Origin of the sequence: Pelagihabitans pacificus (assembly GCF_009371985.2) — a bacterium.
Classification (GTDB): Bacteria; Bacteroidota; Bacteroidia; order Flavobacteriales; family Flavobacteriaceae; genus Pelagihabitans; species Pelagihabitans pacificus.
Genome location: NZ_VIKU02000001.1, coordinates 660,804 through 674,117, shown reverse-complemented (window position 1 = coordinate 674,117; position 13,314 = coordinate 660,804). Strand labels below are relative to the sequence as shown.

Genomic DNA, 13,314 nt, shown 5'->3' with positions numbered 1-13,314 from the left:
TTGATTTTGAATTGAACAAAAAAGGTACCGGACATCCGGTACCTTTAAAAGTATAAATTTCTTTTCGGTTATTGAATGTACAGCCCTGTATATTCCAAAGGATTTACATCTGGTAAGGTCGCCCCGTATTGCTCCTCAATGGCCTTCAAAAATTCGTTCGCCAAAAGGGCATAGCCCCTAGGGGCCGGATGTACGCCGTCTAAAGAGAATCCACCCCCAGTTGCATAGGTAGCTGTTACGACACTACCGTCGGCCAAGGTAATCCCGGTTTGCGCTACGACTTCCAAGAAAGCTTTTGCATCCACAAATGCTAAATCGTATACTTGGGCCAAGGTCGATATGGTGCTATTGAATTTGTCGGTAGCCGCTTGTACCGCTGCCTGTTCGGTAGATGTCAAGACCCACTGGTCTTCCATGGGATAGGTGACACCGTTCACCGCCAACTGACCTGCTTCGGCCGCAGGAAGACCAAGCTGTTGCAGGGTTGCGAACGCCTCCTCGTTTAAGGTCGCAATCTCATTCCGTGCCGTTAGAACAATTAAATCTGCCGCCGTAGCCTGTCTGGCCTGTCCGTACAAAAATCCAGTGACCGCAGCGGTGCCTGCATCGGCCCCATTGGCAAGCAACACCTGTGTAATTTGATCGGAAAGGTCTGTCAAAGATTCGTCCTTAATTACAATGGCGCTAGCTCCCGACTCGGAAAACGTGATGGCTCTTTCCGGAACACCCAAAAACTCAAATACTCCATTCAGCTGCGCAAAATTAGCATTCAAGGTCGGAATTTGAGGCCCAAAATCGGGATTGGTGGGATCGAGTGGTGCGAAAGGTATTCTAGTAAAGTAAGGTATGGTAGTCACATCTGGAATATTGGCCACCACTCCCTTGGCGCCATTCGCAGTAAGGCGTAGCAATAAGTCGTTGTACACACTGGCAAAAACACTGGGGTCCGTAATGTCATTGTTTCCATAGGTCGTTGGATCCAGGTTTCCTTCCTGGTCCACACCGGCTCCACCGGAGGTGGCATAAGACAATATATCGTTGTTGCCTATCCATAAAGAAAAGAAACTCGGATTTTGAGCGAGTGCATCTTCTATTATGCTTGCTGTCGGGGAGGAGGCAAAACGTACGTAATAAGGATTGGCAGCTCCTACCGCTAGGGCGTCCAAACTACCGTAACCGTTTGCAGCCAAGTGAAAGCTCTTAGCACCGGGAACCCCCATATTGTTAAAAGGGCCTGCTAGAATATTACTGACCTCGGTTGTAGCCGCTCCCTCTACTCTTACCGGGTCTGGGTCTCCCGTGGCAAAGGATAGGATCCTTCGATTTCCAAAACCTTCAAGTGGAGCTCCTCCAAGTGTTAGTCCCCCTAGATTATCTGCCATGAGCGGAATGGTAAAGGCGCCGCCCCCGACTGCAGAGAAACTAGTAGCCATCATATTAGGCATCGAGGCATTTTGCCCATCGATAAAAAGTGCTTCATCAGAGTACCCGGCGGTCAATGAATTACCAAGGGAAACGAAATTGGAAAAATCAGCCGAACCGGCAGAGAAGTTTTCAGGAACCGGCATCATGGGGTCTGGGGTAACTACGGGGGTATCGTCATCGCTACAGGAAATCAACAGAAATCCAAAAAATGCCGACAGCGCTAAAATCTTTTTCATCTTGTAAATATTGGGTTAATCGAGTTAGTATACAGTAGGGCCAAATTTAGATAAAATTATGATACTCGCAATGTTGGGCCGCAAAAAATTATGCATGCATAATAATCGACCTGCTTTTTTAAGAATTGATGAAGGCAAGCGATTGCGCAAAGAATTGTTTCGGGTTCTCTGCGTGCAGCCAGTGTCCGGCATTTTCAATAGTAGTCAAAGTGGCGTTGGGGAAGTGTCGCTCGATCTCCGGTAAATCGCCTTCGGTGATATATTCTGAACGATCTCCCCTTAAAAAGAGGGTCGGTCCATAATAGGTATCCGTTGAACCGATACTTTCCCCTATTTCTTCCATACGCTCGCTTAAGATTTTCAAGTTGAATCGAAATCCGAGATGGTCCTTATCGACCCAATAAAGGTTTTTGAGTAAGAACTGTCTAATGCCCCAATCACTAATATGGCTTGCCAATTGCCCATCGGCTTCGCTCCGTGATGAAATCTGGTCGAAATCAAGGTTCAGGAGTCCATTAATTATCGATTGATGGTGTGGAGGATAGAACTTGGGGGCGATATCGGCGACCAGTAATTTCCTGGTCAACACCGGATAGGAGCACGCAAACTGCATGGCGGTCTTGCCCCCCATCGAGTGCCCTAGGATGATGGCCTCTGCCAGCCGATAATGGTCCATATAGTTCTTGAGGTCCTGCGAAAGTACTTCGTAGTTGAATTCCTCGGAGTGGAAACTTCTACCGTGATTCCGTTGATCGATGAGATGTACTTGTAACCCTTCCTTGGCGTATAGGTTTCCAAGGCTTTTCCAATTATCCGACATCCCAAGGAATCCATGCAAAATTAATAGCGGAGTGCCTTCCCCTAAAATTATGGAATGCAATAACGGCATTATTTCAACTTGTTTAGATACATATTGATGACATTATCCAATCCCAAATAGAGCGATTCACAGATGAGTGCATGACCAATCGATACCTCTAAAAGATTGGGAATGTTTTCCTTGAAATATTGAATGTTATCCAAACTAAGGTCATGACCGGCATTGATGCCCAAACCAACTGCATTTGCCGCATCGGCCGCTGCAACGAAGGGAGCAATTCCCGAGCTGTTTCCATTTGAAAAGGCTTTTGCATAGCTTTCCGTATATAACTCGATGCGGTCGGTACCTGTTTTCGCAGCGCCTTCGACCATCTTTGTATCCGGATCGACAAAAATAGAGGTCCTGATGCCCGCATCTTTGAAAGTGCCTATGACCTCTCTTAAAAAATCCAAGTTGGCAATCGTATCCCATCCCGAGTTGGAGGTGATGGCATCCACGGCATCCGGTACGAGCGTCACTTGAGTAGGCTTCACCTCTAGCACCAGCTCGATGAACTTTGCTATGGGGTTTCCTTCGATATTGTATTCCGTAGTCACCACTTTTTTTAAATCCCTGGCATCTTGGTATCGAATATGGCGTTCGTCGGGCCGGGGATGAACGGTAATGCCTTGGGCGCCGAATTCCTCGATGTCCTTAGCTACCTTCAACACGTCGGGGACATTGCCACCGCGGGAATTTCGTAAGGTTGCGATCTTGTTGATGTTGACGCTTAGTTTGGTCATTTGTTTTGCCTTCATTGGTTCCAAAGCACAAAAATACGAATTAGGCATGCCTTTTGATATTAATAATTAGTATTTTGCGTTAATATAGTTGCCATGCAAATCCAAACCCACATTATTTCCAACATTCCGGTCTTTGACATCGGTGATTCCATAAAAGAGGTCATCACTTTTTTTAACGAAAGCACCTATTCCCATATAGGCGTGGTCGAAGAAGGGCTTTTTTTAGGAGTTCTAAACGAGAGCGACTTGGAAATCTTTGAATTGGATAAGAAGATAGAGGATTTCCGGTACAATTTGGAGGCCGTATTCGTACTAAAGACGACCTCCTGGCTCGATGTGCTGGAGGCCTTTGCAAGAAACGAGGCGAATTTACTACCGGTCATCGATGAAGAAGGATCGATTCTTGGGTATTACGACTTGACCGATATCATAGGGGTGTTCATCGACACTCCTTTTTTTACCGAACCCGGCAGTATATTGGTAGTTGCTAAGGGTATTAAAGATTATTCCTTTAGCGAAATAGCTCAAATAGTGGAAAGTAACAACACTCGATTTATCGGTGGGTTTATCACGGAAATTCGCAACGATATAGTACAGATAACGATTAAGGTGGGATCTTCGAACCTTAATGAGATTATTCAGACCTTAAGACGGTACAACTACAATATTCTCTTCGGAAATAATGACGACCAGTTTCTGGAAAACCTCAAAAAAAGGTCCGATTACCTAGATAAATATTTAAATGTATAGGGATGAAGGTAGCCATCTTCGGTCAAACCTATCAGGATGATGCGATAGACTATGTGGCAGAACTGTTAGATGAACTTCAAAAGATCAATGCTACGGTTAGTATCGAAGAGACATTTTATGGTTTGCTACACTCCAAAATAGGTTCCTTTGAACACAGTACCTTTACCTTTTCATCCGGATTGGATGCCAGTTTTGATTTATTTGTCAGTTTTGGAGGTGATGGCACGGTTTTGAGGGCCGCTACCTACGTGCGGGATTTGGGAATCCCATTGGTAGGCGTTAATACGGGACGTTTGGGATTTTTGTCTACCTTCAAAAAAGAGGAGGTGCGCAAAGTGGTGCAAGAGTTTGTGCAAGGTGCTTATCACATTGTTGAAAGAAGCCTTGTCGAAATAGCTTCGGACTTCCCGATTCCGGAGTTTGGCGACCTCACTTTTGCCCTCAATGAAATCACGGTAAGTAGAAAAGATACTACCTCCATGATTACCGTGGAGACCTATTTAAACGATGAGTATTTGACCTCCTACTGGGCCGACGGCCTTATCATATCTACCCCAACAGGTTCTACGGGATATTCCCTCAGTTGTGGAGGACCTGTAATAGTACCGACGGCGAAATCCTTGGTACTTACACCGATCGCACCCCATAACCTAAATGCCAGACCCTTGGTCATTTCCGATGACACAGTCATCCGCTTAAAGGTATCGGGAAGGGAAGAGAACCATCTGGTGTCTTTGGATTCCAGGATTGCCAGCTTGGAAAATGGAAAAGAGATCATTGTCAGAAAGGCCGCTTTTACGGTAAAGATGGTCGAGTATACTTCAGAGAGCTTCCTTAAAACCCTTCGAAACAAATTATTATGGGGTGAAGACCGCCGTAATTGAATTTGCACCAAAACAATAAATAGGTGTAATCGCTGTTTATCAAGATAGAACGCTTTAATCATGTGTAATTCCGGGCGTACGCTTTTGAATTACTATATTTGCAAACTTTTTGAATAAATGAAGGGATACCTATATAGTTTATTGATTCTCTTTGCCGTTAATATGAGCGCCCAAACCTATGAGGTCGGGGTCTTTGCAGGAGGTGCTAACAATATTGGCGATGTCGGCCGTACCAATTACATCCTGCCTTCCGATGTTGCTTTCGGGGGTATTTTTAAATGGAACAAAAGCAAGCGCTATGCTTGGCGAGCCAGTATGATATACGGAAAATTCACGGCAGATGACGCCAAATCGGATATCGCTGCAAGGCAGCAACGGGGTTACGTGGCCAAGAACTCGGTTCTAGAAGCGTCGGCCGGATTGGAGTTTAACTTTGTCGAATACAACTTACATAAGCTGGGTCCTGCCTTTACTCCTTATCTGTATACCGGACTCACTTATTTTCGCTATGATTACAGTTATTTTGATTTAGGACAATATCAAGATGCGAATCAAAAAGACGGATCCCTTGCCATACCGATGATTGTTGGAGCCAAGTTACGACTCAATCAGTACCTGATTTTGGGTGCCGAGATTGGTGCCCGATATACCTTCACGGATAACTTGGATGGCAGCAATCCGGAAGATTTGAATATTGCCAGGCAATTTGATAATATTATCTTCGGAAACATTAACAGTGACGATTGGTACGTTTTCACGGGATTTACCTTAACTTACACCTTTGGCAGAAAACCGTGTATGGATTGTTTCGAGTAATTTTTTTATGAATACGATCGAAGATATTACCCCCCAAAACCTTCCGCAACATATTGCGATTATAATGGATGGCAACGGTCGCTGGGCAAAACAGCGTGGCAAGCTTCGGGTTTTCGGGCATGAAAATGGCGTCCATACGGTTCGAAGAACAGTAGAGGACTGCGTAAAAATCGGCATTGACTATCTTACCCTCTACACCTTCTCTACCGAAAACTGGAAACGGCCCAAAAGGGAAATCGATACCCTGATGAGGCTCCTGGTCTCATCCTTGAAAAAAGAACTTCCTACTTTCCAGGAGAATGATATACGTCTCAACACCATAGGGGATATTTCCTCTTTGCCAAAGCGAGCACACAAGGAGCTTTTGGAAGTAATGGAAAAGACGCGCAATAACAGGACAATGACACTCACACTCGCCTTGAGCTACGGTGCGAGGGAAGAAATTAAGAGTGCTGTAAAAGCAATTGCTACCAAAGTTAAAAATAATATAATTTCTCCTGAAAATATTGACGAAACCATTATAAATACTCATCTTTACACGCACGATTTGCCAGATGTAGATTTGCTTATCCGAACTAGTGGGGAACATCGGATCAGCAATTTTTTGCTTTGGCAAATAGCTTATGCCGAATTATATTTTATTGACGTATTTTGGCCCGATTTTAGCGAGCATCATTTGGTAGATGCAATAAAAAATTACCAAAACAGAGAACGAAGATTTGGAAAAACTAGCGAACAACTCATCTAACGGTAAGAAAATTTTCTTACCGTCGAAACTCACATTCACCCTTCTACTTTTTTTCATTACTCTTTTTGGCATCGCACAGGAAATTTCCTATCAAGATGGTAAAAGATACATTTTGGGAGGTCTTGAGGTAACCGGGCTTCAGAGCTATAATGAACAGACCGTGAAGACGTACACTGGCTTGAGGGTGGGGCAGCCCATTACACTCCCTGGAGAGCAAATCAGTGAGGTTATCAATAAATTATGGGGACTTGAGCTTTTTACCGACATTGAATTCTACATAACCAATATCGAGGGGGATAAAGTTTTTCTGGAACTAAACATCATTGAACGCCCCACGCTTTCCAAAGTCACTATTTATGGTGAAAAGAAACGAAAAATTCAAGGCATTATCGACGACACCGATTTAAAGAAGGGTAAGAAAATCACCGAGAGTCTTATTGCCAACACCAAGAATTTTTTAGAAAATAAATACAAAAAGCAAGGTTATTTGAATGCCAAAGCCACCATTGTGACCGCCAAGGATACCTCTGGAACCAACTCCGAAAACATGGTGATCAACATTAAAAAAGGGGATAGGGTCAAAATAAGAAATTTTATTCTGGAAGGGACCGAACAGATAAAGGATGCCAAGTTACTGGGGGCGATGAAGAAAACAAAGGAAAAGCGTTTCTATCGTTTTTGGAAAAAATCAAAATTCATTGAGGAGGACTATGAAAATGACCTCGATTTATTCGTTGATAAATATGCCGAAAACGGTTTTAGGGATGCCAGGATCGTTTCGGATTCCATCATCAAAGTGGATGAGAATAATATCGATATCAAGTTAAAGGTCGAGGAGGGAAACAAATATTATTTTGGCGATATAAATTTCGTCGGAAATACAGTGTATCCGGATCGAGCTTTGCAAAGGGCTTTGGGGATCAAGAAAGGGGATGTATACAATGGAGTGGAACTTCGCAAACGAATTCAGGATGATTCCAAGCCGGATGCCGAGGATATCAGCAGCCTTTATCAGAATTATGGATATCTGTTTTCGAGTATCAACCCGGTAGAAGTCTCCGCCGAAAACGATACGATCAATTTCGAGATTCGAATTATTGAGGGAAAAGAGACATTTCTCGACCATGTGACCGTTAAGGGTAACGACCGTACCAACGACCATGTCATTTATAGGGAACTTCGTACCAGACCCGGTCAAAAATACAGTAAGGCTGATATTATCCGTACCATTCGCGAGTTGCAACAATTGGGCTTTTTCGATGCGGAACAGATTAGTCCGGATATCCAGAACCCGGATCCAAATGCCGGTACCGTGGATGTGAATTACAATCTGGTAGAGTCGGGCTCTAGTCAGATACAGTTACAAGGAGGCTATGGGGGCGGTGGATTTATCGGCACCTTAGGGCTTTCCTTCAATAACTTTTCGATTCAGAACCTTTTTAAGAAAGAAGCTTACAAGCCGGTGCCCATGGGTGACGGACAAACATTTGCTTTGCAGTTGCAGGCCAGTAGGACTTTTCGTGTGTATAGTCTGAACTTCGCAGAACCTTGGTTGGGGGGCAAGAAACCGGTGCGTTTTAACCTTAGTTTTTCGAGAACCCAGCAATTTGGCATTACTAGAGATGATCGAGGGCGTTTTCAACCCAATAAAGACCAACAATTTTCAATTACGGGTGTTTCCGCTGGTTTGGCAAAGCGGGTACAATGGCCAGATGATTTCTTTACCATCTCGCACTCCTTGGGGTATCAATTGTACGATTTTAAAAACTACAATATAGGTCTTTTCAGTTTTGGTAATGGGAAGGCTAATTCATTTACGTATACGCTGGGAATTGCTAGAAATGCGGTCTCCGGAGGTCGAATTTTTCCAAGGGGCGGTTCCAACTTCGAGATTACCGCAAAACTGACCCCCCCGTATTCGTTGTTCAGTGACAAGGACTATAAATCGATTCGGGAAGAGAGCGATAGCCTATTGGAAGAATTGAGTGCCTTACCTGTCAACGATCCGGAGCGTGCAGAACTTAACTCGCAACGTGAGGTCTTGGAAGAGGAGCGTTTTAAATGGCTCGAATACTATAAGGTGAAGTTTAGGGGTGACTGGTATACCACGCTTGCCGGTAGTGGTGACAAATCATTAGTGTTACGGACGAATGCCGAACTAGGGTTCTTGGGAAGCTATAATACCGATATAGGGAATGTGCCTTTTGAACGTTTTTTTGTGGGAGGTGATGGACTGGGTAATTTTACCTTGGATGGCCGGGATATCGTCCAATTACGGGGTTATAATAATCAGGCATTGACCCCTACCGACCCGTTGACAGGGCGAGCCGAAGGGGGTATTGTCTATAATAAATACTCCTTGGAATTAAGATATCCGTTGACCTTAAAGCCCTCCGCTTCAATCTATATGCTCTCTTTTTTGGAAGGTGGTAACGCTTTCAACAATTTTCAGGAATTTAATCCGTTTGAAATAAGACGATCGGCCGGAGTGGGGCTACGCATATTTATGCCGGCGTTTGGACTTCTTGGGATAGACTTTGGATACGGGTTCGACCCTGACTATGTAAATCCCAACGCAGGACGGAGCGGATGGCAAACACACTTCATCATCGGCCAACAGTTTTAGCAACTGTTAAGATTGGTCATCGGAGCCTTATGCTAACTTATTCATTTTAATATATTTAGTATTTTTGGCACGATATTTTCTATGGTATTAAATGAAAATAAAATGAAGCAAAAAGCAAAGGTTCTTTTACTATTGATCACCGTTTTATTTGGAACTACCAGCATTGCTCAGCGTGGTGTTCGCATCGGTTATGTAGACATGGAATATATTTTGGAAAATGTCGAGGAATATCGGGATGCTACCGCACAACTGGAAACAAAAGTTCAAAAATGGAAGGTCGAAATCGAACAAAAGCAGAGCGTCGTGGAGCAGATGAAGCAAGATTTGATGGCCGAAAAAGTACTGTTGACAGATGAGCTGATTGCCGAGCGGGAAGAGGAGATTCAAATACTGGAAAAGGAAATGTTCCAGTACCAGCAAGATCGCTTCGGACCCCAAGGCGACCTAGTGCTCCAAAAGAGGCAACTGATACAGCCAATTCAAGACCAGGTATTCAATGAAGTACAAAAAATAGGTGCAAATAAAAAGTATGATTTTATTTTTGATAAATCGGCGGATGTCGTAATGTTGTACTCCCAAAAAAGACACGATATCAGTGACTTAATTCTAAGGGGAATAGCCCGGACCAGAAAGGTGAGCGCCCCAAAGAAAAAGAATCAAAGAAGTAAGATCGATGATTTTGAGGGAGAGGAACTAGAGGAGCAGCCTAGCGAAGCAATCCTCGAGAGACAGGAACGGTCGAAAAAAGCACAGGAGGCCAAGGCTAAATCGGCAGATGAAAGACGTGCGGAGCAGCTAAGACTGAGAGAAGAGCGGAAGAAAGCCTATGAGGCCAGAAGAAAAAAATTATTGGAGGAACGGGAAGCCAAAAAGAAGGCCAAACAAGAACAGAGACAACAAACGGAAAAAGATACAATTAACTAGTCATAGTCTAGAACCATAAATTAACACTCAAATATTTTAATCACTAATTATCATGAAACATTTAAAGAAAATTGCGGTAGCCCTGGTTTTGTTTGTAGCAGCGACCGGTTTTGTAAATGCACAGAGCAAGGTGGCCCATATTGATGTAACCCAGCTTTTGTCGGCAATGCCGGAGATGAAGAGCGCCGAGGCCGAACTGAAAAAGCTATCGGAAACATACAACGCCGATATCGAGAGTTCGATGACCGAGCTCCGAAATAAATACACACAATACGAAAACGAAGCTCCCTCACTCTCCAAGGAAGAAAACGAAAAGAGAGCCATCGAGCTTCAGGGTGTACAGAAGAATATTGGCGAAGCTCAGCAAGCCGCCCAAAGGGAATTACAGCAGAAACAAGCCGAGCTGTTCGCTCCTATCTCCGAAAGGGCCAAGGCTGCAATTGAAAAAGTGGCCGCTGCACAAGGGTTCGATTATGTAATCGATTCGCAAGCAGGTGGCGGACTTATTGTCGCGAAGGGGAAGGACCTCTTGGCTGATGTCAAAAAAGAATTGGGAATCTAGAAGCAACAACATTCCCTGAAAAAGCCCACCATATGGTGGGCTTTTTTTTTGAGGAATGGTTGAGTGTTTCAAACTAGTTTTCTTTTCATGTTTCTCCAGCGGAATTTTCTGATAAATTTCCCTTCCTCTTCAGAGACCAAATAGGGTACCTGCTCCCTTTCGGCTTGTAGGTAACCCTCCATATTATCAAAAAAAGCATACCTTTTACGTTGTTTCCAGGCCATTTTGAGCGAGGCGATAAACGTAATCCAATACCCGTAGCGCATCCTATACATGGCTCTTCCCTGTAACAATTTGGCCTTTTGGTCATAGGCATTTCCTACAGGGCGTAAGTGTTTTACCCTTAGTGCTTCGTCGGTGTAGATTTCGAAGCCATGGTACCTCGCCAAGAGTTCATCTACGGTGTCCCAGCCCATTGCCGACTTGAGTCCGTCAATAGCCTTAAAACAGTTTTTGGAATAGGCCTTGAAAGCCCCACGAACGTGGTCGTTGTTCATAGGATGGCTACGCTGCCAGACGCCCTCGGAATCTTTTTCATAGGCGAAACCACCCGTAATGCCGACTTTTGGATTGCCTTTGAATACATAAGCGACCTTTTCGAGATAATCGTCGGGCAAGATTATATCTGCATCTAACTTCATCAAGAAGTCATAATCGCTATCCAACATTTCCAAACCCTTATTAAATGCGTCGATTACTTTACTTCCCGGCATATGTTCCGTAGAGGAGGCGGTATTTACTTTCTGAAAAACGGAATGTTTTTCGGTATAGCTATCGATAATGGCTTCCGTGCCGTCGGTAGAGTGGTCGTTTACAATAACGACTTTTTTGGGTGGCAGGGTTTGCCTAAGAATGGAATCGAGCGTGTCGGCCAAATAAGCTTCTTCATTGTGCGACGGTATGATGATGTAACAGCGCATGGGTTTCAGGTACCAAAATGCAATCTCAAAATTCTACTAATAGGATGGGCGTTTGACATTGGTTAATTGGCTATTCTTTCGGCATATACAATATAATACCTAGGCGTAAAACTTCGCAACAAAGGGCGTACCCCAATTTTTTTAACCGGATTGGTCCATTTTTCACGATCTTTAATTTTCCATCCCGCCTTTTCCAAAAGCCAATCGAATTGCCAATCCTCGAACTCGTGGTAATGTCTGTCCCATGGGTCGGTCCTGCTGCGATAAGCGGGGGCAAACCATAGTTTTAAGGGGATGCTGGCCACTAATTTATCCGCTTTGATTTCCCGAAGTACGTTAAATGGTGCCAGCAAGTGTTCAAAGATTTCAAATGCCGTGACCACTTCGGCGTTCGAATTTCGTACGGTTTCAAAATCAAGGTCTAAATCTTCCCCTTTGGTATTTTCCACTACATATCCTTGTTCGCTCATTATCTTGGAAAAGGGATTGGGTACGCCGAGATCAAGAATGCTGGTCTCCTTGGGAATATGTTTCTGAAGGAACGATAAGGTGTGCTGAAAGCGTTTGCCAGGAAATGTTGTTTCGTACATTTTTTAAGTGTAAAGGGCCTTGAAAGTTTCCTCTGTTGTAATTTGGGAGCTAGGACCCGTTACTTGAAAATAATGAAAGTATTTCGACTATTGGAAATTTAAACCTTGTAAATTACGGCATTTATGTTCATACCGGCACCTACACTGGCAAAGATAACAACATCTTCCTTTTCAATGGATTGATTTTTCAAGTTTCCCTTGCGCACCATGTCAAATAGGGTCGGAATCGTGGCTACGGAACTATTGCCCATTTTATGTATGTTCATCGGCATGACATCTTTGGGCATTGACCTATCGTACAGGCCATAAAATCTACTCACGATTGCCTCGTCCATTTTTTCATTCGCTTGGTGAATGAATATTTTTTTGACGTCTTCGATGCCGGCCCCGCTTTCATTCAGGCACTCCTTCATCGCTTTCGGCACATTTGTGATGGCAAATTCGTAGATTTTTCGCCCATACATTTTAATGTATTTCGTATTTTTTGCAGTCGGGCGATACGAAGTACCATAGAATAAAAAATACGCTTCCTCATAGGTAAAGGTCCTAGTTGCATGGGAAAGAATTTTTCCGCCATTCTCCACGGCCTCGATGACAGCGGCACCGGCACCGTCGGAATATATCATAGAATCCCTATCATGAGGGTCTGTCACGCGCGAGAGTGTCTCGGCACCAATCACCAAGCACTTTGTGGCCATACCACTTTTTATGAAGGCACAGGCTTGAATAACGCCTTCGACCCAACCGGGGCAACCAAAAAGTAGGTCGTAGGCTATGCACTTCGGATTGTGAATGCGCAACAGGTGTTTCACCCTTGAGGCTAGGCTAGGAATGGTATCGGATTGGGACTGTCCACTGGAAACATCACCAAAGTTGTGGGCAAGAATGATATAGTCGAGTTCCTCTTTATCGATATTCGCATCGGTCAGCGCTTTTTCGGCAGCAAGAAGTGCAATATCCGATGTATTTAAATGGGGTTCTACATAGCGCCTTTCCCCGATACCGGTAATCGCCTTGAATTTTTCAATAACCAGCCGATTTTCGTGTTGAATCGGTGTGCCATCCGAATTCAAGAAATTATTGGCTGCAAAATCATCATTTGGAATAGTGATAGATGGAATGTAACATCCGGTTCCTGTAATGGCTATTTGCATAATTCTTGGAATGGTTCGTAGTTTACAAGATAGGCGATTCTACTTTTAATATTATGCATGCATAACAAGCTAATACG

General features: G+C 44.0%; 13 protein-coding genes. 7 read left to right on the top strand and 6 right to left on the bottom strand.

The window, feature by feature from the left end; all coding sequences use genetic code 11:
- Window positions 1-68: 68 nt before the first annotated feature.
- From FK220_RS03015 to FK220_RS03005, 3 genes are all read right to left on the bottom strand, one after another.
- Entirely contained in the window at window positions 69-1,661 is a 1,593-nt protein-coding gene (locus FK220_RS03015) for a G-D-S-L family lipolytic protein (protein ID WP_152572795.1), read from the bottom strand.
- 118 nt (window positions 1,662-1,779) lie between these two features.
- Window positions 1,780-2,550: an alpha/beta fold hydrolase gene (locus tag FK220_RS03010; protein WP_152572794.1), complete on the bottom strand. Its 771-nt coding sequence runs from the start codon at window positions 2,548-2,550 to the stop codon at window positions 1,780-1,782.
- On the bottom strand, window positions 2,550-3,263 hold the full coding sequence (locus FK220_RS03005) for a pyridoxine 5'-phosphate synthase (RefSeq protein WP_152572793.1): 714 nt from the start codon (window positions 3,261-3,263) through the stop codon (window positions 2,550-2,552). The genes FK220_RS03010 and FK220_RS03005 overlap by 1 nt, the downstream gene beginning before the upstream one ends.
- Window positions 3,264-3,356: 93 nt before the next feature.
- Here FK220_RS03005 and FK220_RS03000 point away from each other — a divergent pair, with 93 nt between their 5' ends.
- The 7 genes from FK220_RS03000 (at window position 3,357) to FK220_RS02970 (ending at window position 10,573) form a co-directional block, all read left to right on the top strand.
- The gene (locus FK220_RS03000; protein WP_152572792.1) at window positions 3,357-4,013 is read left to right on the top strand and encodes a CBS domain-containing protein; all 657 of its coding nucleotides are present in this window, start codon (window positions 3,357-3,359) and stop codon (window positions 4,011-4,013) included.
- 2 nt (window positions 4,014-4,015) lie between these two features.
- Window positions 4,016-4,897, top strand: coding sequence for an NAD kinase (locus tag FK220_RS02995; RefSeq protein ID WP_152572791.1), 882 nt, complete (start codon window positions 4,016-4,018; stop codon window positions 4,895-4,897).
- Between the two features lie 117 nt (window positions 4,898-5,014).
- Window positions 5,015-5,713 (top strand): type IX secretion system protein PorG, encoded by a 699-nt coding sequence (porG, locus tag FK220_RS02990; RefSeq protein ID WP_152572790.1) that lies wholly within the window; start codon window positions 5,015-5,017, stop codon window positions 5,711-5,713.
- Window positions 5,714-5,720: 7 nt separating this feature from the next.
- On the top strand, window positions 5,721-6,461 hold the full coding sequence (locus FK220_RS02985) for an isoprenyl transferase (RefSeq protein WP_152572789.1): 741 nt from the start codon (window positions 5,721-5,723) through the stop codon (window positions 6,459-6,461).
- Window positions 6,433-9,087, top strand: coding sequence for a BamA/OMP85 family outer membrane protein (locus FK220_RS02980; RefSeq protein ID WP_152572788.1), 2,655 nt, complete (start codon window positions 6,433-6,435; stop codon window positions 9,085-9,087). Before FK220_RS02985 ends, FK220_RS02980 begins: the two co-directional genes overlap by 29 nt.
- A gap of 102 nt (window positions 9,088-9,189) precedes the next feature.
- Complete coding sequence (locus FK220_RS02975; protein WP_152572787.1) at window positions 9,190-10,011, top strand: OmpH family outer membrane protein; 822 nt, start codon at window positions 9,190-9,192, stop codon at window positions 10,009-10,011.
- 52 nt (window positions 10,012-10,063) lie between these two features.
- Window positions 10,064-10,573, top strand: coding sequence for an OmpH family outer membrane protein (locus tag FK220_RS02970; protein WP_152572786.1), 510 nt, complete (start codon window positions 10,064-10,066; stop codon window positions 10,571-10,573).
- A gap of 68 nt (window positions 10,574-10,641) precedes the next feature.
- Here FK220_RS02970 and FK220_RS02965 read toward each other — a convergent pair whose 3' ends face one another.
- From FK220_RS02965 to FK220_RS02955, 3 genes are all read right to left on the bottom strand, one after another.
- Window positions 10,642-11,493, bottom strand: coding sequence for a glycosyltransferase (locus FK220_RS02965; RefSeq protein ID WP_152572785.1), 852 nt, complete (start codon window positions 11,491-11,493; stop codon window positions 10,642-10,644).
- Between the two features lie 62 nt (window positions 11,494-11,555).
- Entirely contained in the window at window positions 11,556-12,083 is a 528-nt protein-coding gene (locus tag FK220_RS02960; protein ID WP_152572784.1) for a methyltransferase domain-containing protein, read from the bottom strand.
- A 98-nt stretch (window positions 12,084-12,181) separates the two neighbouring features.
- Window positions 12,182-13,237 (bottom strand): 3-oxoacyl-ACP synthase III family protein, encoded by a 1,056-nt coding sequence (locus tag FK220_RS02955; RefSeq protein WP_152572783.1) that lies wholly within the window; start codon window positions 13,235-13,237, stop codon window positions 12,182-12,184.
- Window positions 13,238-13,314: the final 77 nt, after the last annotated feature.